This is a genomic window from Brucella thiophenivorans, from assembly GCF_002252445.1.
Lineage (GTDB): Bacteria > Pseudomonadota > Alphaproteobacteria > Rhizobiales > Rhizobiaceae > Brucella > Brucella thiophenivorans.
The window spans coordinates 407,186-432,094 of sequence record NZ_NNRJ01000051.1; the positions used below are offsets into that span (position 1 = coordinate 407,186).

Consider the following 24,909-nt stretch of genomic DNA (forward strand, 5'->3'; position numbering starts at 1 on the left):
TTGTTGGACGCGTTGATCTGGATCAGATTCACCCTTTCTCAGGTCGCTCGCTAGTTGTTATGAAATTAGAGATTGTGAAGACCTAGGCTAAAAAAAAACGAGCCGAGCGGTCTATGACCACGAATGGCAACCTCTGGACCAGGCGAAGTGACAACCCATCCCAATGTTGCCGCGAGTTAGAACGACGCTCGTGGCTTGGCAGAGTTGGTGCGCATCGGTTGGTACAAGGAGGTAAAGGTCAAGAGTACCGAAAGTCAGCAAGTTCGATCTCTGCTCGTCACGCGCTCTCGTCTTGTCGAGATCAGGCGCGATCTGGAAAATCAGATTCGATCAATGTTCGGAATTCAGTTCACCAAACGGACCCGAGACATCTACGATTTTGACCACATCTTCAATTGGGTCTGCGACGAAAACGGCATCGAGCATCGGTTGACCAAGGTGAAACATCCCTGGACGAATGGGTCAAGTTGAGCGGATGAACAGAACCATCAAAGAGGCTACCGTAAAGCGCTTCCATTACGATGACCACGCCCAATTGCGAACGCACCTCAACGATTTTGTCACCGCTTACAATTTCGGTCGCCGCCTAAAGACACTCACAGGCCTTACTCCATACGAATTCATCTGCAAATGCTGGACAAAAGAACCCGAACGTTTCAGGTTAAATCCGATCCATCAAATCGGGACTGAACACCTAGCATCTCTCTTGGGGATCAAAATAGCTATTCATTTTACCGTTACGTACTTTTCCAAAACAGGAGGAGCGTGCATATCATGCATAATAATATGCCTTTCTGATGATCTTCGAAGAAGGCACGCTGCGAGGAAAAGAAAGAGTAGCGATAAAATGAATAGCGATTTTGGACGCTCAGGAAGCCCCTCCCTTGTTATGTTTATTGCTGCAATTTCCATTGCGGTAGCGGGAACAATTGAAACCGCCATGGGAGAGGACAGATTGGCTGGCTTTCCTTCTCTCGTATTAGGGGGGCAAACAACGACAGCCCAAAACCAACAGTTTCAGTCGCCTTTTGACAACCTCATAGACGCAGGCTCATTCAAAATTGTGCTCGAAAAAACTGCTATGGCCGATATTCGCGATACTTTTGGAGGATCGCTGCAATCTCATACTCTGCCCGATGCCTCGGCCAGTTGGCTTTGTTATGAGTTGATTGACAACAATCTGAAGAGAAGAATCTGGTTCATTGCCGAAGGTGTCAATCCGAGCGGCGGTTGCCCGACGCCTGTGAACTTTGTTTCTACCGAATTGGTTGATGATCATATTAAGGGGTGTGACGCGCCCAATATTGATTTGGCGGCCATCGTACTTCCCGTTCCCGCGTTAAAAGATGACAGCCAAATGCTCGGTGAGCGCTTTGGTGCCGTTCCTGAAAACGGAATGGTTCGTTACTCTAATGAAAGAAGAAACGAAAACGACGAGACTATAGTTCAGTCGCTCGTATATCGTTTGCAGGGTGGAAAAATTAACGCGATAGCATTTTCTCAGGCAACATCCCAACGCTAGATTGTATCGATATAATATTTAATCATGTTATTTACGCGTTAAAGTATCAGAACGTCTTATTCATTCAATCACCTTTTAATTTTGATTAGAATTTAATCTGGCAGCGTAATTATATAAACTAATTTTTCTTTCTACTAGATCGTATATCCGACCTTCAACCGATGCGTCTATTGTAGATGACTGAATGATACTGGGGCAATGGAGCAAAATGGGAACAGAAAAAGAGAGTGTCCCAATCATGTCGTCAAAAGCAAAGCGGGGACTCTGGAAACTCATGATGAGATTGCCTGCACTGCGTGGCGAAATTCAAATACTTGCTAACCAGCATGAAACGCTGCACGACCTTTGTGAAGCCTACGAGGAAGCCACCGAAATGCTTATTTCGATCAGATTGAGCCAAAAAATTGATCAAAATCTACTCAACGAATATGTAAACACCTGCAATGAAATTGAAAATGATATCGTAAATTACTGTACAACTCTGAAAGATTGACAAAATCACAATTAGGGACGTCCCCATGGAATTACAGGTTATTTATTGGTGATAGCCTTAAAGTAGAATTCGCAATAGTAGTATTGACTCATTTAAGTAACTCGTTATTCTCGGAATCCTGGTAAGTTCTTATGTTTTTGCTGGGGATGAGCTATGAAAGCTGATCTTGCCGAGGGATCTGACGCGCCCATTAGTGACGCTGTCGCACAATCGACATTAGATGATTTGTTGGCCGACACGCGTTTTCGCGTGACGGAACGCGGGAAGTCGATAATAAAATACATCGCTTCTCATTATTTCTCTGGAAGCCTCGACGGGATCAAGGGCTATAATATAGCTATTGATGTTTTGGGGCGTCCCGCCAGTTTCGATCCATCCAATGATCCAATAGTTCGAATAGAGCTCAGCCGCTTGCGTACGGCGCTATTTCAGTACTACGAGGCCTATGGCCATGAACTGCATATGGCGGTCGATATCCCCAGAGGCAAATATACGATAACCTTCACCAACCGAGAGAAGCATTTAGAACGGACAGGAATTAATTCTGACGCGGAGGTTCAGGGTTTGCCAACACACTCCGTCCAAACAGAGCATTATAGATTAAAATTCAATTCCAATCTCATATTGTCGCTCGCGGCGGTACTTGCCTTAGTGTTGGTTGTGATTAATCTACGGAGCACTCCTTTAGGCACAACAAAGCCGCTGATCAACATCAACATGCATGCCAACGACCAAAACCTGCGTGATGAGGCAAACCAGATCCGAGACGCGTTAATAACGGCGTTGACCCAGTATAATACGTTAACAATCCAGTCCTCGAATTTTGAGAACGATAATACCAGAGCGCTCAATTACGAGATAGAAATGAAGTATTATCAGGACGATGGGAAGAAGAGTGTTTGGTGGGCGGTACGGGACGTGGACTTGTCCGAAATTCTACAATCGGGAATAGATTCAGTGCCAGAGCAAAGCCAGTCTGCATCAAGCATTCGTGAGGCAATTGTCCCAGTTTTGGCCGCACATTTCGCCACTTCACGCAGCGCAATCAATTTGTCAGAACTCAAAAAATCCGATCCTCATGATGTTGGCAATGCTTGTTTACTGCGTGCCGAACAGATACCCCGAACCATAATTCCTTCAAGCATGCGCGACGTCCTTAATTGCCTGGAGCGTACGTTGCAAAGCAATCCCGATGACAGCGATGCAAACGCTGCACTCGCGCAGGCCCTTTTATTTTCCGCAGATGGCAAAATCGATACAGTTGCCATGGAACGCAGCCGGGAATTGGCTCGTCGTGCCGTCAGGATCTCCCCACAGTCTGATCGCGCACTTACAGCCATGATGCTCTCTCAGTTTTATTCAGGAAAAGTTGACGCTGCGATTGATATCGGGCGTAAGGCATTGTCGAATAATCCCAATAACCCCACGACCTTGGGATTGTTTGCGTGGATTTTGTTTACGACTGGCAACTGGGAAAAAGCGATCGAACTTACAAAATCAGCTGAGCGTGTAACGTCTGTGACACCGCCAAGCGTTCAACTGGTCCTCGCATTTGACGCCTACCGACAAGGTGACTGGTCACGGGTGGCAAGCCTCGCACAACAAACGAACGGCGAAGAAAAATTAATTACGGCGTTGCATATTGCTGCACTTGGACAATTGGGGTCGCCTGACGCCTTAATTCAATTGAACGACGTGCAATCTGACAATCCGGATTTTATTAGCCAAATCAATATGCTTTTAGCGTATGAGCGCATGGTCGTACCACTACGACAGCAGCTACTTCAAGGTTTGAACAAGGCCAGTGCGGATGGCTCAAGAATAGTCGTTAGTGGAGCAATATGAAGTTTGAGCCAATGAATTTACCGTTACGTACTTCGTAAAATCCCTGCTCTTGTTACAGTCAATTACGTCACTTTAGAACTATTGCGTAGCGACTGGCTTAAGGGGATATGCATGATTATGATGAGCAAACTCAGGTACGGCTCGCTAATCGCAATTTTAACAACAGCGCTTCCAGGTCAGCTTCACGCGGCTGAGGGTGGAGCTGGTTTTTATTTGCTGGGCTCGAAAGGGGCAGCGGCAGCTATCACTCCGCCGCCTGGATTGTACTTTCAGAACGATCTCTACTTCTATCGGGGCGACCTCGGCGGCAACAAACAGTTGCCAACAGGGGGACGCTTAGCCGTTGGCGTTGAAGGCAGTGCTGTCATCGAGATCCCAACCTTGATATGGATCGCCCCAGAAATGGTGTTGGGTGGAAATCTTGGTCTGAGTACAACTGTACCCATCGGATGGAAAAGAACAGAAGCTGACGCTACTCTTGCCAGACCATCAGGACGTAACATAACAGGTGCGGTCAGCGACACGGCCTTCACAATCGGCGATCCATTGGTGGGAGCCTTTGTTGGATGGCATGCAGGCAATTTCCATTATCAAGTTGGTACGCTTGTGAATATTCCAATCGGTGATTACCAGGATGGTGAGATCTCAAATATCTCTTTCAACCATTGGGGTGCGGATATCTTTGCCGCAGCAACATGGATGGACCCAACGATCGGCTGGGATATTTCTGGCGTGGTCGGAATGACATTCAATGCCGAAAATCCGGCAACAGACTACAAGACTGGAAATGAGCTCCATTTTGAATGGGCTGCCGTCAAACACTTCAACGAGAAAATTGATGCGGGTCTTGTCGGCTATTACTATCAGCAGGTTTCTGGTGATAGTGGCGAAGGTGCCAATCGTCCCTTCAAGGGACGAGTTGCTGCGATCGGCGCAACCATTGGGTATAATTTTATGCTAGCCGAAACACCCATGGCGGCGCGTGTAAAGTATTTCCATGAGTTTGCAGCGGAAAACCGCGCTGAGGGGGACGCTTTCTATTTAACGCTATCCATGCCGTTAAACTTCAAGAAGACAAACGCCGCCTCCGACTAGGAGGCGGAATGTTATTTTATTTTTCAAAGGCATATATTTTTTTCCAGTCATTCTTCATATCGATAACGAGCCAATTGCGATTGTTCGCCTCGTTTAGCGCTTTGTCCAATTTACCAAACTCCGACTGACGATCATACGCATATTCGCGCTCAGCATCGGTGTGATGCACGATAATTCCCAGTGAGGGCCGCTGTTTCCCCGAAGTAACCCAACGCAGCATCTCATAATCGCCATCAGAATTACCGGCGACGAAAATCGGTCGTTTTCCAATCAATCTATTAATGCCAACAGGCTTGCCTGCACCATCATCAATGAAGTCGATTTCAGGGAGACGCTTCAATACAGGCTCATCGCCATTCAGTGCATATTGTGTTTTGATGCTACTTCCGATGACTTGCTCCGGAGGAATGCCATATGCCTCTTGCGTCATTGGTCGCATAAACTCCACACCACCGCCCGAAACAATATAAGTTTTAAAGTCATTTGAGCGCAGATAATCGAGTAGCTCCCTCATCGGAAGAAACGTCATCTTATTGAAGGGCTGTTTTGTCTTGGGATGTTTTGCAGATGCGTACCAGTCTTTTACGATCTCGCCAAATTCATCTGTTGTCATGCCAGCATGCGTTGTCATACCCAGTTCCACAACGCCCTTTTCACCCGATTTGGCGATGCCCTTCAAGTCACCCGCAAGAATCGATTTGAATGGTTCTTTCTCATTCCATTCGGGATGTTGCGGCGCGAGAGCTTTAACCCGATCAAGCATAAAACCCAACTGAAAGTAAAAGGGCTGCTCAGTCCAGAGTGTGCCGTCATTATCGAAAACGGCGATGCGCTCTTCTGGTGGAACAAATTGAGACCCTGAAGGATCTACAACCTTCTCCACAAACGCAATGATTGCATCTTTGCTGGCTCCATCGTTCCACGATGGTAGATTGTCCGCCCAACTGGTGATTGGATGAATAAAAGTCACCAAAGCCAACATAAGGAAATAACGCTTCATCGTATCCTCCTTGAGTAAAGCGCATCCTAAAAACAGGTGAAGAGGTTTTCGGGAAACAGTCTATGAAAAGCGTTTAATACAGCGAAAACCAACATGGCTCGTTGATGTATCTTCGGGTTCTGCGTGTCTGGCTGCTGGTCTGTAGCGTCGGCAATAATTGGGCGCACATAGATGGGAGCCACCTTTAAGGACACGGCGTGGTACTAATATTTGGGGCTGCCTAGGATCATAACTATTGGACGGGTCAATTCGTCTCGGGTTCGTTGGAATACAGCAAGCTTTTGCCGCAGGCTCGTTGTGTCGCGTGGACCAAAAGTCAACTGTCCATTCCCACACATTTCCAATCATATCATACAGACCATACCCATTTGCCGGATATGACCCGACAGGTGACGTGCGCTCTTTTCCGTTGGGCTTTAAACTTTTTGTAGGGAATGCACCCTGCCAAGTATTGGCCATAGGTGCACCTTCAGGCATGAATTCAACGCCCCATGCATACTCGACGTTCTCCAAACCACCCTTTGCAGCAAATTCAAAATCGGCCTCGGTGGGGAGCTCTAACCCTGCCCAATCAGCATAAGCTTTCGCGTCTTTGTAAGCTACGTGGACGACAGGATGGTCCAGCTTTCCGCGAATATCGCTTAATCCGCCCAGCGGTCGTTTCCAGTAAGCGCCGAACTTAAACTTCCACCATTGTGCCAAATCGTTGTTTTCTATTTGTTTTGGCGGCGTAAAAACAAGCGATCCGGGCCTCAACATTTCTGGTATCGCGCCGGGATAATCCTCCGCTTTGGGTGCAATTTCGGCCATGGTAATATAACCGGTATCCTTCACGAACTGCGCAAATTGTCGGTTCGTAACAGGCGTGGTGCTCATCCAAAAGCCATCCACCGTAACAGGGTGTACAGGCGCTTCCTCTGGATAATGGTTGTCAGACCCCATCATGAATGTACCGCCCGAAATCCACGCCATGCCGTCAGGTGTAACAGACTTGAAATCCGTATTAATGGCAGACGTCATGGAAGCCTCCGAGCATCGTCAGATGAATATTGAAAAAAGCGAAGTCGCCTTCAAGTACGTTACTGTTAATGATCTGAAAAAGTCATTGATGACATTCCCTCAAACTCGTTGCACAAACAAAATCGGTCGCCTGATTTCAGGCTGAGTAGATTGGTTCCTTACAGGCTTCGCATGCGAGGCTGACAGGCGTTGTTCTCACGCCGCAGGTCCGCCTACCCTAGGATGTCATAACCCTATCACTCGTGAATATTTATGGAGCGTTCAGCAATCCGGACAACGGTATCGCGTTCGTCATAGCACGAACATTTCCGGTTGCCGTCGCGCTCCCTGTTACCCTGCTTGTTACTGTTGCGTACTTACTAATCCTTCTTTTCAGACTGACATTCTCAGCGTGAATTCCTATTGCCCTTTCAAGGCGACCTCAAAGGTCGCGCATCGAGGAGAGCGCCATGTTTATTGACAGCAGGAAAATCGGGAGGCGTTCATGAGCAGCCTTTCAAGGCGTATTTTGAGCGTGGGAGCTGCGCTAGCTGTAGCTTTAACGACAACATCACTCGTCCCAATTCGTGCACAGGCACAGACGGCCCCAGCTGCCGCCCCAGCGTCCGATAATTCGAACAGCTCAAAGCCTAATATTCTTGTTATCTTTGGTGACGATATCGGGCAAACCAACATTAGCGCCTATTCAATGGGCCTTGTTGGTTACAAAACACCGAATATTGACAGCATCGCCAAAGCCGGAATGATGTTTACGGACTACTATGCAGAGAACAGCTGCACTGCCGGTCGATCAACGTTCATCACCGGGCAGACTTGTTTGCGAACAGGACTTTGCAAAGTAGGCGCTCCGGGCGCTCCGGTTGGGCTTCAGCCCGGAGACATGACCATTGCACAGGCGCTAAAGCCACTCGGCTACGCGACTGGCCAGTTCGGCAAGAACCATCTTGGTGACCGCGACGAATACCTGCCAACAAATCATGGGTTCGATGAATTTTTTGGTAATCTTTACCATCTCAATGCAGAAGAAGAACCAGAGGCTCCTTATTGGCCCAAAGGCGACAAAGAATTCCTGAAAGCCTATAATCCGCGTGGTGTTATAAAGGCCTCTGCCGACGGCAAGATTGAGGACACCGGTCCGCTGAACAAAAAGCGGATGGAGACAATCGACGATGAAACGACGGCTGCGGCTATCGACTTCATGGGTCGCCAGGTTCAGCAAAAGAAGCCGTTCTTCACCTGGATGAACGCAACGCGAATGCATCTTTTCACTCATGTTCGCGAGTCAATGCGCGGTCAGAGCGGGATGCAAGGCAATGATTATGCGGATGGCATGATCGAGCATGACGGGCACGTTGGCAAGCTGCTGAAAGCTCTTGATGACCTCGGAATTACCGAGAATACAATTGTCGTCTACACCACCGATAACGGTCCGAACCAATTCTCCTGGCCTGACGCAGCAACCACTCCGTTTCGGAGCGAGAAAGATACCAATTGGGAAGGTGCGTTCCGCGTACCGGCCATGGTAAGATGGCCCGGCCATGTAGCGCCTGGACAGGTTGTCAACGGTGTGGTTTCCGGGCTGGACTGGTTTCCAACATTGCTGGCAGCAGCAGGAGATCCGGATGTAAAAGGCCGCCTCTTGAATGGCTGGCAACCGTCCGGCAGCAGCACAACCTTCAAAAACCACCTTGATGGCTATAACCAGCTCGACTATCTGACGGGAAAGTCGGACAAGAGCGCAAGAAACGATTTCTATTACTTTGACGATGACGGCGGTCTTGTCGCCACACGTTTTGACGACTGGAAAGTGGTGTTCAAGGAGCAGCCAGCAGCTGGAGGCTTTGCTGTGTGGCAAACCCCCTTCGTGACGTGGCGTATTCCAAAGTTGTTCAATCTTCGCATGGATCCCTACGAACGGGCTGATACAGTTTCCGATCAGTATAATGATTGGGTAGTCCGTAACGACTACCTTTTGGTCAAAGGCCAGCTGCAAGGGGCAGCCTTTCTGGAAACATTCGTTAAGTTCCCACCAAGCCAACGCGTAGCCAGCTTCAACATCGAAGGTGTGCGCGCTGAAGTGGACAAGGCGATCGACCAGTCTTTCAAAGACCGGGGCATTGAGAAATAGCTACTGCTAGGAGGCGTAGCATTTAGTGCGCCTCCCTCTCTTTTTACCCTCTCTTTTTAATTGAGGACATCATGGCGGTTCGCGACGACATCATTGCTCTTGGTCAGCGTATTGGAGAGTCGATCATCGGTCAGGATACGATGGTTGAACGGCTGCTGCTTGGCCTTCTCGCCAACGGGCATTTATTGGTGGAAGGGCTGCCGGGGCTTGCAAAGACCCGAGCAATCAAGAGTCTGGCTCGAAACCTTGATTCAGAGCTGTCGCGCGTTCAGTTCACTCCAGATCTGTTGCCCGCCGATATTACCGGTTCGGAAATCTATTTCAGTGAAGGTGGGAAAGGGCAGTTCAAGTTCGAACAAGGGCCGATCTTCGCCAATCTGATCCTCGCTGATGAAATAAACCGTGCCCCCGCCAAAGTGCAATCAGCACTGCTTGAGGCGATGGAAGAGCGCCAGGTCACCGTGGGAGGTAAGAGCTATCCCTTGCCCGAGCTCTTCATGGTGATGGCAACGCAGAACCCGATAGAGCAGGAAGGCACTTATCCCCTTCCCGAAGCACAGCTTGACCGGTTTCTGATGCATATCGAGGTCGGCTATCCCGACGCTAAATCCGAGGCTGCAATCATGCGGCTCAACCGCGACGAAGAAAATGCTGCCCATGATGCGCGTAAGCGCGCGAACCAACCGGTAAAACTCAAACCGCAAGCCATATTCGACGCGCGCAGGGAGATCGGTGTCGTGACGGTCTCTGATCCAGTAGAGTCCTATATCGTCTCACTCGTACTCGCCACGCGCTATCCTGAAAAATACGATACAGAGCTCGCAAAGCTACTGCAGGTGGGTGTCAGTCCACGCGGCGTCATTGGTCTCGACAAAGTCTCTCGCTCCTATGCATGGCTCAACGGGAGGGATTACGTAACCCCCGATGACGTGAAGGAGGTCGCAAACGATGTTCTGCGTCACCGGCTTATTCTCTCATATGAAGCCCATACGACCAATACCACACCCGACCAGGTGATAGATCGCATTGTCGACCTTGTAGCGATTGCTTGAGGGGAAGCCATGCCTGAAGCAAAGAGCAGAAGCGGGGTCTATGTTTCCACACAGGGGCTCGTCGCACTTGAGGGGCATGCTCGGGACCTGCGATTTGTTCAGAAAGCAAAAAGCCACCGACAACTCGAAGGCCGGATGCAGTCATCAATGCGTGGCCGCGGTCTGACATTTGAAGAACTCCGAAATTACCTGCCCGGCGACGACATCCGCTCCATTGACTGGCGCGTGACCGCACGTTCCAATAAGCCAGTTGTCCGCGTCTATAGTGAGGAGAAGGAGCGCCCTGCCCTCATCATTGTCGATCAACGCCTCAACATGTTTTTTGGCAGTCGATTGTCGATGAAATCAGTCACCGCCGCCGAGGCAGCCTTGCTTTGTGCGTGGCGCATTCTTGGATCTGGGGATCGGGTAGGAGGCTTTGTCTTTAACGATGTCCAGACCGATGACGTGAAGCCACAGAGAAGTCGTAACGCTGTCATCGCCTTTGCCGATAAAGTAGCCCGACAAAATGAGGCACTGAGCGCTGCCTCAACCACACCGACCAAAGCCAGCCAGCTCGACGAGGTGCTTCGTACGGTCTGTGATATCGCTCATCACGATCACCTCGTCATTGTCATATCCGACTTTGATGGTCACTCTGATCAAACACGAGACATGCTGCTGCAATTGTCGGCACGCAACGACGTCATCTGTCTGTTGGTGTATGATCCGTTTTTGTTGGAGCTTCCGAAGTCAGGAGAAATCATAGTCAGCGGCGGTGGCATGCAGGTGGAGCTTGCTTTGCGACAAAATACTCTGCGGCAATCAATCGGCAACTTTGCGCGTGAACGGGGTCGCGAACTCCGGGCCTGGCAGCGCGATCTTGGTCTCCCCATGCTTCCCGTATCTGCCGCTAACGAGACAGCCCCACAGCTTCGGCAACTGCTTGAGCAGTCAGCCTGGCGGCAAAGGAGGCGATAATGGAACCTCCCGCTCCCATTCTCGATCCGATGGCAGAAACTGCCTTACGTTCATTAAAAGATATCGTCGTACCACCACCGATATCGTGGATGCCGCAGACTTGGGGATGGGCGGTGCTGGGGCTCATACTTCTCGCAGGAATTTTGATTGTTCTCCTAAAAGCCGCGCAGCACTATCGTGCGAATGCCTATCGCCGCGAAGCTCTTTCAATACTCTCAGAGATCGGCAATAGGCTTGATGATCCGCGTACCCGAATGGCAGCGCTCGCAGAGATTAGCGCGCTTGTGAAACGCACGGCGATGGTTGCCTGGCCGCGACACGACGTAGCCGATCTCACAGGAAAGACATGGGCTGAATTTCTGGCAGCTCACTCGCCCACTAACAGCGGACATTTGCTTGAGAAACTTGTGAATGACATCGAATACCGCAATGAAGAATTTGTGAGCAGACTGCCATCGAAGCTGAACAGTGAGCTGATCAAAGCGACCCGGAACTGGATCGAGCAGCACAATGTATCAGCTTGATCTTCCTTGGCTTCTGGCTCTTTTGCCCCTACCCTTATTTATTTGGTGGCTTGTGCCTCCACATCATGAGACCTCCCCCTCGATACGCCTTCCCTTTTTCCAGCAGGTTGCACAGGCTGCGGGCGTTCATCCAACCGATGGATCGGTCATCGCTCGCCGTAGTTGGCCGCAACTGATCACAGAGAGTGTGGCTTGGTGCCTGATCGTTCTGGCCTTAGCACGACCGCAGTTTATTGAGCCACCTATCGTGAAGGTGGAGCCACAGCGTGATATCATGCTCGCGCTTGATCTCTCCCAATCGATGGATACCAAGGACTTCAAAGCTCCAGATGGATCCATTAATTCACGTCTGAATGCTGTTCGCACAGTTGTTGCCGATTTCGTTACCAAAAGACCCGTTGACCGGATTGGTCTGATCGCATTCGGCGACGCTCCCTATCCGCTCGTTCCTTTCACGATGGATCACGCAACCGTTCAGACTATGATCGGGGAAATCGTTCCCGGCATGGCAGGGCCTCGCACATCACTGGGCGACGCGATCGGCCTGGCAATTAAAATGTTCGACAGAACGACCGTCCCTCAAAAAGTGCTGATCGTATTGACCGATGGCAACGACACTGCCAGCAAGATGCCCCCGGCAAAAGCCGCAGACATTGCCAAGCGAAAAGGCATCATCGTGCACGCTGTGGGCATTGGAGACCCAAGCTCAACGGGCGAAGATAAGCTCGATGTTGATACATTGAGCGCTGTGGCTCAAAAGACGGGGGGACGTTATTTCTTTGGCCAAGACCAGGCTCAGCTCGCAGCAGCATATGCGGTCCTCGACCAGATAACCCCTGAAGAGCAGAAAAGCCAGTCTTGGCGACCACGCGCCGAACTGTTTCATTGGCCACTTGGCGCTTCAATCATTTTGCTAGGTATTTTCTATGGTATCGCAGGCCTCTCTGCACGTCAGAGGAGGCAAAGGCAATGATTGAAAGTTTTCACTTTTTACGCCCATGGTGGCTGATGGCGCTAGTCATTCCCATGGCTGTCATCTGGCTCTCATCGCGTGCGAAAGATATCCGCGCACGGTGGGAGAATATGATAGCGCCCCATCTGCTTGATAGCCTGCTCGTTCTCCCCACCCCCGGCACACGCGTCCGTCCATCGTGGGTCTTGGCCGTCATCCTTACTTTGGCAGTGTTTGCCACTGCTGGTCCCACTTGGCAACGAGAGGTTCCACCATTTGTTGAGGATGCGGCACCACTCGTCATTGCTGTGGATTTGTCTCAGACCATGAATGCCATTGACGTGACCCCATCAAGGCTTGAAAGGGCCAAGCTCAAAATCAAGGATATTGTGGCTCGCAGACAAGGTGGAAAGACAGCTATCATTGCCTATGCCGGAAGTGCCCACCAAGTGTTGCCGCTAACAGACGATGCGACATTGCTCGGAACCTATGCGGAAGCGCTTGCGACCCGAATAGTGCCTGTAGCGGGAAAAAACACGACCGCCGCTCTGAAGATGGCGGAGGGGGCGCTGGCGGATGCAGGTGCTGAAGGCACAGTTCTGTTTATAACGGATGGAGTGGAAGCGGCCGCATCCGATGCTTTCGCAAAGAAGGCCAGTTTCGGCATTCTGATACTGGGTATTGGAACATCCCAAGGTGGGCTGATCAAGATGGCTGATGGCGGTTTCCTCACGGACGAAGGTGGCGATCGAACTTCGGCAAAACTCGATGTTGAAGCGATAAAAAAACTTGGCACGAATGATAGCATCGGCGTGGCGACAAGCACGGACGACGATAGTGATGTGCGTTGGGTGCTTGAGCATGTCGCCACGCATTTTGCAGCGAAAAAGACCGGCGATGGCGATCAATGGAAAGACTCAGGTTGGTTACTTCTCTTTCCAACTGCGTTGCTTTTTGCCCTTACTTTCCGCAGAGGTTGGATGGTTCGAGTAGGCGTCTTTTTGCTGTCCGCCAGACTGTTTCTCGTTCCCTCAACCGCATCCGCCTCGGATCTGACTGATATGTGGCTCACGGAGGATCAGCAGGGACGGCTCGCTTATGAACGGGGAGATTTTTCTGATGCGTCCGCGCACTTCCGCGATCCGATGTGGCGTGGCACGGCGTTCTATCGCGCGAAAAAATATGCCGAAGCAATTGATGCCTTTGCGACCGTCGATACGCCCGAGAGTTGGTACAATCAAGGCAACGCTCTGATACATCTTGGCAAATACGATGAGGCTGTTGCTGCCTATAACAAAGCTTTGGAAACGCGCAAGGGCTGGACCTATGCGCAATCCAACCTCGCTACCGCAGAAAGACTGCTCGCCGCAAATAAGAAAGATGATGACGATCCGCCGCAAGAACCGAACGAGCGTCCTGATCAGGTTCAATTCGACGACAAAGGGAAGAAAGGCAAGGAAGGTCAGATCGATGTCGCGGAGCAGACATCAGAGATGTGGATGAATAATATTCAGGTCAGCCCTACGGACCTCATGGCGCGCAAATTCGCTATCGAGGCGGGAGGAAGCGAAAAATGAGATGGTTCATAATCACACTCTCAATGCTTATTTCCCAAATAGCTTTGGGAGCAGAGCCGTTCGCGCGCGCGACGGTTGAAACACAGGGCAATACCGTACCGGGCCAGCAGATCTATATTCTTGTGGAGGTATTCGCGCCCGATTTCTTCACATCACCGCCCCAGTTCCCACTGTTTGATTTGCCAGACGCTTTGGTGACAATCCCCGACGAACGTGCCCAAAACATGGTTCAGACGATTGATGGCGTAGAGTATGCAGGTATCCGGCGTAGTTACGCGATTGTTCCAGAAAAGCCGGGTACATATAATTTGCCACCGATATCGATAGCTCTCGGATATTCGGTCGATGGCAAGTCGATAAAGGGAGTAGCCATAACTGAGGGTGTAAGCTTTAACGTGAGTGAAGGTGCCAAAAATGCACAAGATATTGCCTTTGCCGCAAAAGGACTGACACTAACGCAATCGTTTGACCAGAACCCAGCTTCTTTGAAAACGGGCGATGCCTTTGTTCGAACTATCACAATATTTGCCGAGGACACGCAGGCTATGTTGATCCCCGCGCTGACAATAGGTGCCGCAGAGGGTCTCACTCAGTATCCTAAATCTCCAAAAATTTTGGACGATGTTCAGATCGAGCGAACTCATGGCAGCAGCCGGACGGAGACCATCGTCTACACTGCCGGGAAGGATGGAGCATTTGTCATACCAGCGATTTCATATGGCTGGTTCGATCTGGACACTGGTTCTGCGCAGACCGCCACGCTTCCAGCTATTAACGTCACGGTTGCTCCTACACAACCCGCCTCAGACCGTATCGCCCCTGAACTTCAAGAACCCGTGGCTGAAACGACTGCTTGGAAAAGAACATTAGCGCTCTCCGCTCTCAGTATTTGCCTGTTTGCATTGGGTGCATGGCTCTTCAAACGCAAAATTGTGCTGACATCCACACGCGTGCATAATTGGTTGGGACAATTCAAAACCACCCGGCACAGACCACTACATCGCTTGAGGTCGACCATTCTGAACGCAGACGATCAATCAATCTACGTGGCTCTTGAAGAATGGAGCAAAAATCTGGGTCATCGCTCACTCGCGGCATGGCTTGATGCCCAAAAATCACAGGCGTTAAGGATTGAAGTGAACGCGTTAGAAAGGCGGCTATTTCGAACAAAGGACATAGAGGTAAACAGAAAGTCTCTTGCCGCATTGGTCGGTGAGCAAGTCCACCAAACAAAGACATCGCGGCGATCAGCGTTGCCAGCACTCAATCCGTTATAAATATATGCGCCCTTCTAAATACATGTGGTTATAGAAAACTTCTTGATCATCCAAAAATTTGACCACTCGTTCCACCACATTGGTGACAGCGCTTGCGAAAAACCTGCTCGAACGGCTAAACCAAGTTGTGATTGACATAGCGTGCCTATCGGTCGTGTGCCTTGAATTGGATTGATAAAAATAAAAGATTCTTATTTTTTTGTTATACTAACCAATTTGTCATTTGCGTCGAAGACTAACAAATATTGTTCGAACCGAGCTCCGTCATCGCATGTCACAAGGACTGGATTATTATCCCCCTTCTTCAAATGAACTGCAGGCCGAATATCGCTAACAACTTTGCACCAAAAACCTTCAGCTCTTATCAGCCGCGAGACTGTTCGGGTAATCCCCCCGCCAAAGTTCAGTTTTCAATCATCGGCACAATCGGATAATAAGCGAAACGCAAACAAAATATGATTGTGTGGTCTGCCCCCATCGAGTGATCCGAGTTTAATGTTAGTGCATGCTGGGCCTAATCGCTAGAGCCGGAGTTGATGCAGGTCCGTTTTGAGGCGGCCAGACCGAGGCCTCTGGCGCCGGTGGCTTGTAGCCCAAGGATGAGTGCGGTCACACGGTGTTGTAGTGTTTCCGCCAGCTCTCGATGATGATCTTCGCCTCCTTGAGCGTGTAAAAGATTTCTCCGTTAAGCAGTTCATCCCTGAGCTTAGAGTTGAAGCTTTCGCAATACCCGTTTTCCCATGGGCTACCCGGCATGATGTAAGCCGTCTTTGCACCAACAAGCGCAATCCACTCCCTCAAAGCCTTGGCGATGAATTCCGGGCCATTGTCGGAACGAATATGCCCAGGAATGCCCCGCAAGATGAACAGGTCGGTCAGGACGTCGATGACATCAACAGCCTTTAACTTTCTCTCGACCCTGATAGCGATACATTCTCGCGTGAACTCGTCGATCACGTTTAGCAAGCGGATTTTCCTGCCATTGTGCGTCCTATCCTCAACAAAATCATAGGACCAGACATGGTTGGGGTATTCGGGTCGAAGCCGGGTACATGAACTGTCGTTCAGCCAAAGCCGACCGCGCTTAGGTTGCTTTTGCGGAACCTTCAGCCCCTCTCGTCGCCATATCCGCTCGACCCGTTTGACGTTCACGATCCAACCTGCTTGGTGCAGCATCGCGGTGATGCGACGATAGCCATATCGGCCATACTGGATAGCGAGCGCTGTGATGTCGTCAGTCAATGCCGCTTCATCATATGGGGTCTTTGCGATTTTTCGCTGTGTGGAGCGATGCTGGCCGAGAACTTGGCATGCCCGTCGTTCAGACACGCCCAACTCTGAAGTGACGTGTTCCACACAAGCACGGCGGCGAGCGGGGCTCAGAAGTTTCCCCGGGCGGCCTCCGCCAAAATCATTTTGTCCAGCGTCAGATCGGAAACTGCCCGCCGAAGACGGGCATTCTCCGTCTCAAGCTCCTTCAGGCGCTTCACCTGGTCGCCCTTCAGGCCACCGTATTCTGCGCGCCAGCGGTAATATGTAACTTCCGTTACGCCTATCGATCGGATCGCCCCTGCCATCGATTTTCCCTGAGCATTCAGCACGTCAACCTGACGAAGCTTCGTGACGATCTCTTCCGCCTTGTGTCTTTTCGCTGCCATTTCAATATCCTTCTTCGGCTCATAAGCCATACTTCAAAAAGGATCACTTTTCAGGGGGCAGACCAGCATTCGGTGCTGGTGCCGTCGTTGGTGGCGCTTTAAATAATCAGCGCCCGGCAGCCCGTGGCTATAGCAATCGACATTATCAGTGGTGTTCATCGCGCTACCGCACATATAGAGCATCAGATAATACGTATGTTCCGAGTGCAGGTCGTCGTGCGATCTGCAACTCCCCTTACAGCTAAAATTAGCCGTCAAAAGCCTCACGACTAAAAATCGTGAGGCTTTTTATTGTTCGTCGTGATGTGTGATGGACAGTCATACACAGCGCCCTATTCTCTTTCGTTCTGGAGGAGAGCATGTGCAATCTTTACAATATCACGACCACACATGAGGCAATGCGCCGTTTGTTTCCGAAATTTGGCGATGTCACGAACCGAGTTGATCCAAGATTGGACATTTACCCGGACTATCCTGCTCCAGTGCTGCGTAACTTGATAGATGGTGAGCATGAGCTTGCACATCTTCGCTGGGGAATGCCTACGCCGCCTATTTACGTTAAGGGCGAAGCAGACAGCGGCGTGACAAACATACGCAACCTCACCTCTCCTCATTGGCGGCGCTGGCAGGGCGTTGAAAGCCGCTGTGTTGTGCCTGCCACTTCATTCTCAGAATACGGGCAAGAACCCGACCCAAAGACGAAACGCAAACCGCTACATTGGTTCGCACTCAATAAGGGAAAGCCGCTCTTTGCCTTCGCTGGCATTTGGACAACATGGAAAGGTGTGCGGAAGAAGAAGGAAGGCCCGGTTGAGGTCGATATATTTGGCTTCCTGACCACCGAGCCCAACGCCGTGGTAAAACCAGTTCATCCGAAGGCTATGCCAGTAATCCTGCGCACGACAGAGGAAATCGATACCTGGTTACGTGCGCCGTGGGATGAAGCCAAGGAGATGCAGAGGCCGTTGCCGAATAATGACCTAATTGATCTGACGCCTATCATTCACAACGAGGAAGAACAGGCAAGTCTCTGGTGAACGCATCATCCGATTCAAAGAGAAAGCCATGAACATATCCCTTTATAGGGGAAAAACTTATTTGCATAAAAACAACTGCTTATTACAATAATTCTAAAAAAACGTAGGATTAATCCAATTAATCAAACTTGTTTTGTTGAAAGAGCAGTATGGTTGCGGGCTTTGTCTAATTTCACTAAAAAATATTGGTAATTATTTTAAGACATGGAGAGATATATGCACCGTCTAATCCTCGCAGCGGCAATAGCCGGGACCACAATGACTTCTGCGTTTGCACAACAGCCAACGCCGGAACAAATGGAAATGGCTTACAATGCAGCACGAAACCAACTCGGCGTGCTCGCATACTGTCAAGAGAAAGGCTTTATTGACGGGAGTGCATCTGAAATACAAACAAAGATGATGACTCTTATTCCAGCTCCCGCAGACGCTTCGAAGGGCGACGCAGCTGAGGCCATCGGTAGAGAGGGTAAAATTTCTGCTATGGGTATGGAACAAGAACTCCAGACAGCCGCAAAAGCACAGGGCATCGAAGAAGCGAAGCTCTGCGAAACGATGGCGAGCGCACTTAAACAAGCTGCGGCTAATATGCCGAATTAACGAGATAGCCCCGTGCACATATCGGCGACACGGGGCTTTTTCTTGCTCACAAGTTTTGCAGGGAATTCGCCAGCACACAATGGAACCTAACAAGCAATAGAATGTTTTCACAGCGCACACACCCTTAGGAGTAATGCAATGAAGAGTGTACTTATTGCTGCCGCTGCATTCGCTATGATTTCCGGTTCCGCTTTTGCTCAGGAGGCACCAAAGCCACCTGCCCCTCCAGAAGCCGCTGCTCCTGGTACTCCACCCCCACCCCCACCGCGCGGTGGTCCTCGCCCAGCCCCTGATAAATCTGCACACATTCGTGTTGAAGATAAAGGATACAAGGTCGATGTGAAATGCGCTGAAGACCAGTCAACTGTCGAGTGCGCAGAGATTGTTTATAAACTCCTCGACCGTGTCGGCCCGCCGAAGGAATAACTTATAGAGCACTTATTACCCCGCTTCGGCGGGGTTTTTATTTTGATATAAATCAACAGTTTAAATGAAATGTTCCTAAATTGGGCACTTAGCTGAGCTCAGCCTGAATGTTTTTAAACACGTCCAGTCTTAGAACGTTTGGCTTGCGAGGTTCGAAAGCGAGGAATGACGCTGGCGTTCTTTCCCACTAGCGAGGAGAGTTAGCCTATTCCGGGCTGATTGTGTCGCCGTGAGCCATGTTAAATTGATATCCACACCGACACGGTGATTATATTCAATTGATGATGCACCTGGTGGAATAATGACACTTCCGCTTAGATCATCAGTTCCTCTGCACTTACAAAAAAACAAATTAATCAAGGATCGTTTCAACCCTTAGTTAGTTGATAGCATGCAAACCTAATCAAGGAATTTCAATGTCCGATAATTATACGCCTTATGCGCTCGTAGCTGATGACGATGTGATCATTCGTATGGATGCAGTTGATATCCTTGAGACGGCTGGTTTTCGTGTAAAAGAAGCGAGCAATGTCGAAGAAGCGCTGGAACTCTTAGAAAGCGATGCAGACAGGTTTCAGTTACTATTTACTGACGTACAGATGCCGCCAAGTGAACTGACTGGTTTTGATCTTGCGCACAAGTGTTCGAAAAACTGGCCCCATATTAGCATACTCATCGCCTCGGGTATGATGCTCCCCGGTGAAAATGACCTGCCCGATGGCGCTGTATTTGTCAGAAAGCCGTTTAGCGCAAAGGTAGTTTATGATCACCTCCAAGTGATCCTACCAGATGGCAAGAAACCTGAACCACTCAAAACGATGGCATCCTAGCACGGCTTTTATTTTCGCTCGAGGCGTAGAGGAGGTATCTTCATGCTCATAGTTCAAAGTTACGATACCTCTTCACCGCTGTGGCCAGCAACCACTCTGGAAGATCTTGTCATCTAAATTTTTAACAAAAAGTACCCTAGCGTGAAAATTATCTACCAATTCTCAAATATTTACAGGAAAACGAGAAGGGAATAAAGATGGAAGATCTACTCATATCGATAGAGTAACCTTTTTTTCGTATATCTGTACTTAAGTTAAGCGTTTTCTCCACCTCAAAATTCTTATCTTTATGCGGCTGTGACCAATGTTTAACCTCTAGGAGTGCCCTTTTCTTCGCTGAAGCAATATCTGGCATAACCAGCAATATGTTTTTGTGTAGTTCACCGAACTCGGCAGGATCGTAGCCACCAAGATTGAGAAAAAATAACTTGTTTTCGCTCACACTCTTCGATCTGGGCAGTATTCTTATATCGTAACCATCGACTTGAGCTACTTCGCCCCAACAATCAAGATGAAGACTTTTGGGATCTCCCCACCACTGTTCACGCAAGTCATCGTAACAATCTTGAATAGTATTACCTATAGAAAAACGTACGTCATGCAGCTCAACGTTCGCACCGCCGTAGTTTCCACCAATTTGGAACATAAACAGTTTCATGGTCACCGATTACCTTCAGTAAAACTAGCTGGAAGGCATCGTACCCCATTCAGGCGCGCCGACAAGGTCGGTTCTGTACTGAATGATATCAAAGCCATTTGCTTCAAAGCGATGTGGAAAACGAAAATAATAATTTTACGCAGCAACTGATGCTCATCAATTCTCTTGCTAGCCAGACATGAAAGAGATGATGATGTTAAACAGTTTTGCGTTTCTCCACGCAGACGGACGATCTGCCGAAGAAATTCAGAAGTACGATTGGGCAAGTAGCGCTCTCGGAACGACTTCAGAGTGGCCTGCACCCCTTAAAACCGCGCTGCAGATGATGTTGGCTTCGCGGTTTCCTAAAGCTATAGTCTGGGGACCCCAACACATAACATTTTTCAACGATGCTTTCCGACCTATCCTTGGTGGCAAGGACAACTGCATGGGGAAATCATTCAAAGACATATGGGCAGAAGCTTGGGATGAGATATCGCCAATCGTCGACAAGGCATACTTGGGTGAGGCAACATTTATTGAAGATTTTCCTCTTGCCATTAACAGGCATGGGTATCTTGAGCAGTGCTATTTTACGTTCTGCTACAGCCCGATACGTTTAGAAAACGGTCAGATCGGTGGCATGATTGATACTGTGGTAGAGACGACGGGAAAAGTCGAATCGGAGCAACGCGCACTCATCTTTAATGCCGAACTTGCTCACAGGATAAAAAACACGTTCAGCATCGTTAGCTCGATTGCCAATCAAACTTTTGTCGACGCCAATTCCGATCAGCGCCACAAGTTTTCTGAGCGATTGAACGCTTTGAGCTACGCGCACGAGATATTGCGTTTACAGGATACACCGCAAAGCTATTTGTCCGATATAATTGAAAGCATCGGCTCCGCACTCGGAGTGAGTGATAATATGGACGTAAGCGGCCCCGACATTCATGTGGGCTCGAAAGGCGTCGCGTCGATTTCACTTTTGCTTCATGAACTGACTACAAACGCGATCAAATATGGATCACTTTCGAAACAAGGTGGACGTGTAGTTGTCGATCTGAGAATTTCAAATGAAAACGGCCCCAGTTTACTGACGCTAAATTGGAAAGAGATCGGCGGTCCCGAAGTCTCAGCGCCTAATCGCAAAGGTTTTGGAACAAAACTCATTCGAACGGGCCTTCTTGGAACTGGCGATGTCGATCTGCGCTTTGAGCGTTCTGGACTTGAGGCTGTAATGACAGCTCCCCTGCACCAACTCCGTGCCGACATAGGTAAAAAATATCAAAGTATATCGCCGAAAGCTGGGAACGATTGATGGTGATAAGCATTATCTGCCAGTGCACGGGGCGCTTGTTAAAAACGAATGGAATACCGGTTGGCCGAAGATGGTTGCGCCTATTTAATGGGTCAGATTTATAGTTTGCGTAATGCATTACGAACTATCAGCAATAAAATTGTTCCAGCTGAAAAAAGCGAAATAATCTCTATACTATTAAAAGAAACAAAAATTTATGAGGAACAACTTAAGGTTTCTAATGATGAGAAATTTAAAGATTTTGCAATGGGAGCCATAGATGAAAATAATCGCGCCTTGGAAACTACAATTTAAATAACTATAATGTAATATTTGAATAAGACGAAGGATTTACGTTTGAAAACGTAAATATATTTGATCTATAATTAATTATCTGTGAAAAGATAATGTATTAGAAAAATCGAAACGTGTCTTATATACAATAAAATGACAATATTATATTATCAAATTTTGAATTTTTCCAATGTTGATTTTCTTATTTCATTGAGAACACTTTGACTAAGCAGCAACATTCAGCAACTCTATGGAGTATAATATGGCTGAAGACACTAGCGCTGAGCAAACAGCGGAGACGCTGAAGGAAACCCTCCCCTCCAAATCCGCTGCAATACATGAATTGATACGCAGACACGGCGAAAAAGAACTTGGACGTGATGTTCTTGCTCTACTTTGGTCCGCTATTGCTGCGGGTATATCCATGAGCTTTTCTATGATGGCAAGAGGTATCCTCGAAGCAAACCTTCCAGCTTCTGAAATGTCATTTCTAATTAGCTCAGCAGGGTACACCGTAGGCTTTATAATCGTAATTATAGCCAACCAGCAGCTTTTCACAGAAAACACCATAACACCTGTGTTGCCATTTATGGATCAACCTAGCGCCTATAATTTATGGAGGGTAAGCAGGCTATGGGGAGTTGTACTCACTGGAAATCTGATTGGAGGAGGAATAGCAGCCGCAGCGTTCGCCATGCTACCCATTTTTTCAGATGACACGTTCCGCTCATTTGTAGCAATGGGTCATCATTTGATGGAAAACACTGCAGGAGAAATGTTTGGCAAGAGTATAATATCTGGCTGGCTGATCGCTACGCTTGTATGGATGTTGCACAGCACAAAAGCTTCACACTTCGCAATAATATTTCTCATCACCTACTTGATAGCCATCGGTGATTTTACACATATAATAGTCGGTTCCATTGAGGTGATATTTCTTTTGCTGATCGGCGAAGTTTCCTTCACAGACGCAGTCTTGCGTTTCGGCATTCCCACTCTGTTTGGCAATATATTTGGCGGGACGTTTATTTTTGCTCTCATTTCGCATGCACAAATCAAAGCTGATGAGTAGTGACGTTTGACGGTAGGGTTGCTGAAAACGCGAGCAGCATTAATTTAGTCAGCGACACTCATCGTTCAAATGGAAAAACCTAATATGCCGTTTCGATCAGGACTGTTTGTAGGAACATATAATCCGCAACAGTTGAGAGCTATGCAGGAAGCATATCGTGAAACTTGCCATCAACTCGGCCGCACAACTCAAAGTCCAAGCAAAGCTCAGGGATTAGCCAAACAAATATACCACGTCTACGACAGCGGTGTTACCGACCCTTTACAAATTGCTCGCATCATTTTGCACGCAGAAAGCATGGATTATGGGTAGCAATATTTAATAATTCTATTTCAATTTATTTGATTTTATTGCAAGATACTTAATAAGTATTTTTAGAATATAATAGATCAATTTTAAATTTACAATTAGAACTAGAACTAGAACTAGAATTAGAATTAGAATTAGAATTAGAATTAGAATTAGAATTAGAATTAGAATTAGAATTAGAATTAGAATTAGAATTAGAATTAGAATTAGAATTAGAATTAGAATTAGAATTAAATAAATATGCTAAAAAAATTCTCGCTAGTAAAATTCATTCAACGTGGGAACTTTGATTGGCATTTTAAATTACTATTGTGTTATCAAAAAGGAACCCAAAATGCCTTTTATTGAAGCTGCGGACGGAATTAGCTTACACGTTAAGGATATGGGGCACGGAACTCCGGTTGTGCTAATCCACGGTTGGCCCCTCACGGGTGATATGTTCGAATTCCAAACAATGGCCCTACTGGAAGCGGGATACCGTGTAATCACGTATGATCGTCGCGGTTTTGGTCAGTCTTCACACCCCGCCGATGGTTATAGTTATGATAACTTCGCGGATGATTTATCCAAGGTCATTGAGCATCTGGAATTGAAGGATGTCGTCTTAGTCGGCTTTTCCATGGGCGGAGGCGAAATTGCCAGATACCTATCTCGACACGGATCGAAACGTGTAGCTAAAGTCGTACTCGTCGCATCGGTTGTGCCTTACCTTCTTAAAGACGACAGCAATCCCGATGGCGTGAACAGCGAAGTCCTTGAAGACATGAAGGACCAGATTAAAAAAGATCGCTTTCACTTCCTGCAATCTTTTGCGAAGACGTTCTACGGTGTGGGATTTGTTACAAGCCCAGTTAGTCAAGGCATTCTCGACTGGAGCTTTGCGTTGGCCATCATGGCAAGCCCAAAAGCGACTTACGATTGCATAGACGCTTTCGGCAAGACCGACTTCCGAGGGGATCTCTCATCATTCACGGTACCAACACTGATCATCCATGGTACGAACGACAACACAGTTCCAATCGAACCATCAGCTAGAACTGCAGCTAAAAGTATACCTTCAGCTCGATTGATTGAATATGATGGCGAGCCACATGGCTTGTTCGCAACTGCCGCGGACAGGTTAAATACTGATCTTATTGCCTTCATTCGAGAGCCTCAACAAAACGACACTCTTTAAATATTTCTAAAGAAGAATTTTTCTACACCAATTTGTCCACTAGTGGACAAATTGGTGTAGAAATACTTTTATTTTTATTGTGAGTTCTATTTCAATAGAACGTGCGTTACTTTAGCTACAAAAT

Annotated in this window: 23 protein-coding genes and 2 pseudogenes; 21 read left to right on the forward strand and 4 right to left on the reverse strand. The window is 48.4% G+C overall.

The window, feature by feature from the left end:
• Positions 1-180: 180 nt before the first annotated feature.
• From CEV31_RS21325 to CEV31_RS15915, 5 genes and pseudogenes are all read left to right on the forward strand, one after another.
• Positions 181-698: pseudogene (locus CEV31_RS21325) on the forward strand (integrase core domain-containing protein); the annotation flags it as partial.
• A gap of 149 nt (positions 699-847) precedes the next feature.
• On the forward strand, positions 848-1,522 hold the full coding sequence (locus CEV31_RS21145) for a hypothetical protein (protein WP_169717364.1): 675 nt from the start codon (positions 848-850) through the stop codon (positions 1,520-1,522).
• A gap of 208 nt (positions 1,523-1,730) precedes the next feature.
• Entirely contained in the window at positions 1,731-2,015 is a 285-nt protein-coding gene (locus tag CEV31_RS15905; protein WP_143850968.1) for a hypothetical protein, read from the forward strand.
• Positions 2,016-2,168: 153 nt separating this feature from the next.
• Entirely contained in the window at positions 2,169-3,860 is a 1,692-nt protein-coding gene (locus CEV31_RS15910) for a tetratricopeptide repeat protein (RefSeq protein ID WP_094508249.1), read from the forward strand.
• Positions 3,861-3,977: 117 nt separating this feature from the next.
• Complete coding sequence (locus CEV31_RS15915) at positions 3,978-4,955, forward strand: SphA family protein (RefSeq protein ID WP_094508610.1); 978 nt, start codon at positions 3,978-3,980, stop codon at positions 4,953-4,955.
• Between the two features lie 16 nt (positions 4,956-4,971).
• Here the strand turns inward: CEV31_RS15915 and CEV31_RS15920 are convergent, their stop codons facing one another.
• Positions 4,972-5,937, reverse strand: coding sequence for an HAD family hydrolase (locus CEV31_RS15920; RefSeq protein ID WP_235818132.1), 966 nt, complete (start codon positions 5,935-5,937; stop codon positions 4,972-4,974).
• Positions 5,938-6,015: 78 nt separating this feature from the next.
• Entirely contained in the window at positions 6,016-6,975 is a 960-nt protein-coding gene (locus CEV31_RS15925) for a formylglycine-generating enzyme family protein (RefSeq protein ID WP_094508254.1), read from the reverse strand.
• 484 nt (positions 6,976-7,459) lie between these two features.
• Here CEV31_RS15925 and CEV31_RS15930 point away from each other — a divergent pair, with 484 nt between their 5' ends.
• The 7 genes from CEV31_RS15930 to CEV31_RS15960 all read left to right on the forward strand — a co-directional run bounded on the left by CEV31_RS15930 (position 7,460) and on the right by CEV31_RS15960 (position 15,445).
• Positions 7,460-9,103 carry an arylsulfatase gene (locus tag CEV31_RS15930; RefSeq protein ID WP_094508256.1) on the forward strand — a complete coding sequence of 548 codons (1,644 nt, stop codon included), beginning with the start codon at positions 7,460-7,462 and terminating at the stop codon, positions 9,101-9,103.
• Positions 9,104-9,174: 71 nt separating this feature from the next.
• Positions 9,175-10,155 (forward strand): AAA family ATPase, encoded by a 981-nt coding sequence (locus CEV31_RS15935; RefSeq protein ID WP_094508258.1) that lies wholly within the window; start codon positions 9,175-9,177, stop codon positions 10,153-10,155.
• A gap of 9 nt (positions 10,156-10,164) precedes the next feature.
• Positions 10,165-11,115, forward strand: a complete 951-nt coding sequence (locus CEV31_RS15940; RefSeq protein ID WP_094508260.1) for a DUF58 domain-containing protein — start codon at positions 10,165-10,167, stop codon at positions 11,113-11,115.
• Positions 11,115-11,639: a DUF4381 domain-containing protein gene (locus CEV31_RS15945; protein ID WP_094508262.1), complete on the forward strand. Its 525-nt coding sequence runs from the start codon at positions 11,115-11,117 to the stop codon at positions 11,637-11,639. The genes CEV31_RS15940 and CEV31_RS15945 overlap by 1 nt, the downstream gene beginning before the upstream one ends.
• Positions 11,626-12,612, forward strand: a complete 987-nt coding sequence (locus CEV31_RS15950) for a vWA domain-containing protein (protein ID WP_094508264.1) — start codon at positions 11,626-11,628, stop codon at positions 12,610-12,612. The genes CEV31_RS15945 and CEV31_RS15950 overlap by 14 nt, the downstream gene beginning before the upstream one ends.
• Complete coding sequence (locus tag CEV31_RS15955) at positions 12,609-14,168, forward strand: VWA domain-containing protein (RefSeq protein WP_094508266.1); 1,560 nt, start codon at positions 12,609-12,611, stop codon at positions 14,166-14,168. The genes CEV31_RS15950 and CEV31_RS15955 overlap by 4 nt, the downstream gene beginning before the upstream one ends.
• Positions 14,165-15,445 (forward strand): BatD family protein, encoded by a 1,281-nt coding sequence (locus CEV31_RS15960; RefSeq protein WP_094508268.1) that lies wholly within the window; start codon positions 14,165-14,167, stop codon positions 15,443-15,445. The genes CEV31_RS15955 and CEV31_RS15960 overlap by 4 nt, the downstream gene beginning before the upstream one ends.
• Positions 15,446-15,943: 498 nt before the next feature.
• Here CEV31_RS15960 and CEV31_RS15965 read toward each other — a convergent pair.
• Positions 15,944-17,103: pseudogene (locus tag CEV31_RS15965) on the reverse strand (IS3 family transposase).
• On the opposite strand from CEV31_RS15965, the gene CEV31_RS15970 reads away from it, so the two are divergent.
• The 5 genes from CEV31_RS15970 to CEV31_RS15990 all read left to right on the forward strand — a co-directional run bounded on the left by CEV31_RS15970 (position 17,097) and on the right by CEV31_RS15990 (position 19,996).
• A complete protein-coding gene (locus tag CEV31_RS15970; RefSeq protein WP_235818133.1) occupies positions 17,097-17,348 on the forward strand; it encodes a BA14K family protein in 252 nt (83 codons plus the stop codon). The pseudogene CEV31_RS15965 and the gene CEV31_RS15970 overlap by 7 nt on opposite strands.
• A 114-nt stretch (positions 17,349-17,462) precedes the next feature.
• Positions 17,463-18,140: an SOS response-associated peptidase gene (locus CEV31_RS15975; protein ID WP_094508270.1), complete on the forward strand. Its 678-nt coding sequence runs from the start codon at positions 17,463-17,465 to the stop codon at positions 18,138-18,140.
• A gap of 216 nt (positions 18,141-18,356) precedes the next feature.
• Positions 18,357-18,740: a pore-forming ESAT-6 family protein gene (locus tag CEV31_RS15980; protein ID WP_094508612.1), complete on the forward strand. Its 384-nt coding sequence runs from the start codon at positions 18,357-18,359 to the stop codon at positions 18,738-18,740.
• Positions 18,741-18,878: 138 nt separating this feature from the next.
• Positions 18,879-19,166, forward strand: coding sequence for a hypothetical protein (locus CEV31_RS15985; RefSeq protein WP_094508272.1), 288 nt, complete (start codon positions 18,879-18,881; stop codon positions 19,164-19,166).
• Positions 19,167-19,582: 416 nt separating this feature from the next.
• Positions 19,583-19,996, forward strand: a complete 414-nt coding sequence (locus CEV31_RS15990) for a response regulator (protein ID WP_094508274.1) — start codon at positions 19,583-19,585, stop codon at positions 19,994-19,996.
• Between the two features lie 148 nt (positions 19,997-20,144).
• Here the strand turns inward: CEV31_RS15990 and CEV31_RS15995 are convergent, their stop codons facing one another.
• Positions 20,145-20,654, reverse strand: a complete 510-nt coding sequence (locus tag CEV31_RS15995) for a DUF1543 domain-containing protein (RefSeq protein WP_094508276.1) — start codon at positions 20,652-20,654, stop codon at positions 20,145-20,147.
• A gap of 178 nt (positions 20,655-20,832) precedes the next feature.
• Between CEV31_RS15995 and CEV31_RS16000 the strand changes: the two genes are divergently transcribed.
• From CEV31_RS16000 to CEV31_RS16020, 4 genes are all read left to right on the forward strand, one after another.
• Positions 20,833-21,954 carry a sensor histidine kinase gene (locus tag CEV31_RS16000; protein WP_235818126.1) on the forward strand — a complete coding sequence of 374 codons (1,122 nt, stop codon included), beginning with the start codon at positions 20,833-20,835 and terminating at the stop codon, positions 21,952-21,954.
• Between the two features lie 60 nt (positions 21,955-22,014).
• Positions 22,015-22,248: a hypothetical protein gene (locus CEV31_RS16005; RefSeq protein ID WP_143850969.1), complete on the forward strand. Its 234-nt coding sequence runs from the start codon at positions 22,015-22,017 to the stop codon at positions 22,246-22,248.
• A gap of 241 nt (positions 22,249-22,489) precedes the next feature.
• Positions 22,490-23,299 carry a formate/nitrite transporter family protein gene (locus CEV31_RS16010; RefSeq protein ID WP_094508616.1) on the forward strand — a complete coding sequence of 270 codons (810 nt, stop codon included), beginning with the start codon at positions 22,490-22,492 and terminating at the stop codon, positions 23,297-23,299.
• Positions 23,300-23,942: 643 nt separating this feature from the next.
• Positions 23,943-24,785, forward strand: coding sequence for an alpha/beta fold hydrolase (locus CEV31_RS16020; RefSeq protein WP_094508281.1), 843 nt, complete (start codon positions 23,943-23,945; stop codon positions 24,783-24,785).
• Positions 24,786-24,909: the final 124 nt, after the last annotated feature.

What these genes read in the sequence shown, in the direction of transcription:
- CEV31_RS21145 (WP_169717364.1), top strand. Translation starts at nt 848, where the DNA reads ATGAATAGCGATTTTGGACGCTCAGGAAGCCCCTCCCTTGTTATGTTT.
- CEV31_RS16010 (WP_094508616.1), top strand. Translation starts at nt 22,490, where the DNA reads ATGGCTGAAGACACTAGCGCTGAGCAAACAGCGGAGACGCTGAAGGAA.
- CEV31_RS15910 (WP_094508249.1), top strand. Translation starts at nt 2,169, where the DNA reads ATGAAAGCTGATCTTGCCGAGGGATCTGACGCGCCCATTAGTGACGCT.
- CEV31_RS15945 (WP_094508262.1), top strand. Translation starts at nt 11,115, where the DNA reads ATGGAACCTCCCGCTCCCATTCTCGATCCGATGGCAGAAACTGCCTTA.
- CEV31_RS15995 (WP_094508276.1), bottom strand. Translation starts at nt 20,654, where the DNA reads ATGAAACTGTTTATGTTCCAAATTGGTGGAAACTACGGCGGTGCGAAC.
- CEV31_RS15985 (WP_094508272.1), top strand. Translation starts at nt 18,879, where the DNA reads ATGAAGAGTGTACTTATTGCTGCCGCTGCATTCGCTATGATTTCCGGT.
- CEV31_RS15915 (WP_094508610.1), top strand. Translation starts at nt 3,978, where the DNA reads ATGATGAGCAAACTCAGGTACGGCTCGCTAATCGCAATTTTAACAACA.
- CEV31_RS15955 (WP_094508266.1), top strand. Translation starts at nt 12,609, where the DNA reads ATGATTGAAAGTTTTCACTTTTTACGCCCATGGTGGCTGATGGCGCTA.
- CEV31_RS15925 (WP_094508254.1), bottom strand. Translation starts at nt 6,975, where the DNA reads ATGACGTCTGCCATTAATACGGATTTCAAGTCTGTTACACCTGACGGC.
- CEV31_RS15935 (WP_094508258.1), top strand. Translation starts at nt 9,175, where the DNA reads ATGGCGGTTCGCGACGACATCATTGCTCTTGGTCAGCGTATTGGAGAG.
- CEV31_RS15930 (WP_094508256.1), top strand. Translation starts at nt 7,460, where the DNA reads ATGAGCAGCCTTTCAAGGCGTATTTTGAGCGTGGGAGCTGCGCTAGCT.
- CEV31_RS15920 (WP_235818132.1), bottom strand. Translation starts at nt 5,937, where the DNA reads ATGTTGGCTTTGGTGACTTTTATTCATCCAATCACCAGTTGGGCGGAC.
- CEV31_RS15905 (WP_143850968.1), top strand. Translation starts at nt 1,731, where the DNA reads ATGGGAACAGAAAAAGAGAGTGTCCCAATCATGTCGTCAAAAGCAAAG.
- CEV31_RS15980 (WP_094508612.1), top strand. Translation starts at nt 18,357, where the DNA reads ATGCACCGTCTAATCCTCGCAGCGGCAATAGCCGGGACCACAATGACT.
- CEV31_RS15940 (WP_094508260.1), top strand. Translation starts at nt 10,165, where the DNA reads ATGCCTGAAGCAAAGAGCAGAAGCGGGGTCTATGTTTCCACACAGGGG.
- CEV31_RS15960 (WP_094508268.1), top strand. Translation starts at nt 14,165, where the DNA reads ATGAGATGGTTCATAATCACACTCTCAATGCTTATTTCCCAAATAGCT.
- CEV31_RS16020 (WP_094508281.1), top strand. Translation starts at nt 23,943, where the DNA reads ATGCCTTTTATTGAAGCTGCGGACGGAATTAGCTTACACGTTAAGGAT.
- CEV31_RS15990 (WP_094508274.1), top strand. Translation starts at nt 19,583, where the DNA reads ATGTCCGATAATTATACGCCTTATGCGCTCGTAGCTGATGACGATGTG.
- CEV31_RS15950 (WP_094508264.1), top strand. Translation starts at nt 11,626, where the DNA reads ATGTATCAGCTTGATCTTCCTTGGCTTCTGGCTCTTTTGCCCCTACCC.
- CEV31_RS15975 (WP_094508270.1), top strand. Translation starts at nt 17,463, where the DNA reads ATGTGCAATCTTTACAATATCACGACCACACATGAGGCAATGCGCCGT.
- CEV31_RS16000 (WP_235818126.1), top strand. Translation starts at nt 20,833, where the DNA reads ATGAAAGAGATGATGATGTTAAACAGTTTTGCGTTTCTCCACGCAGAC.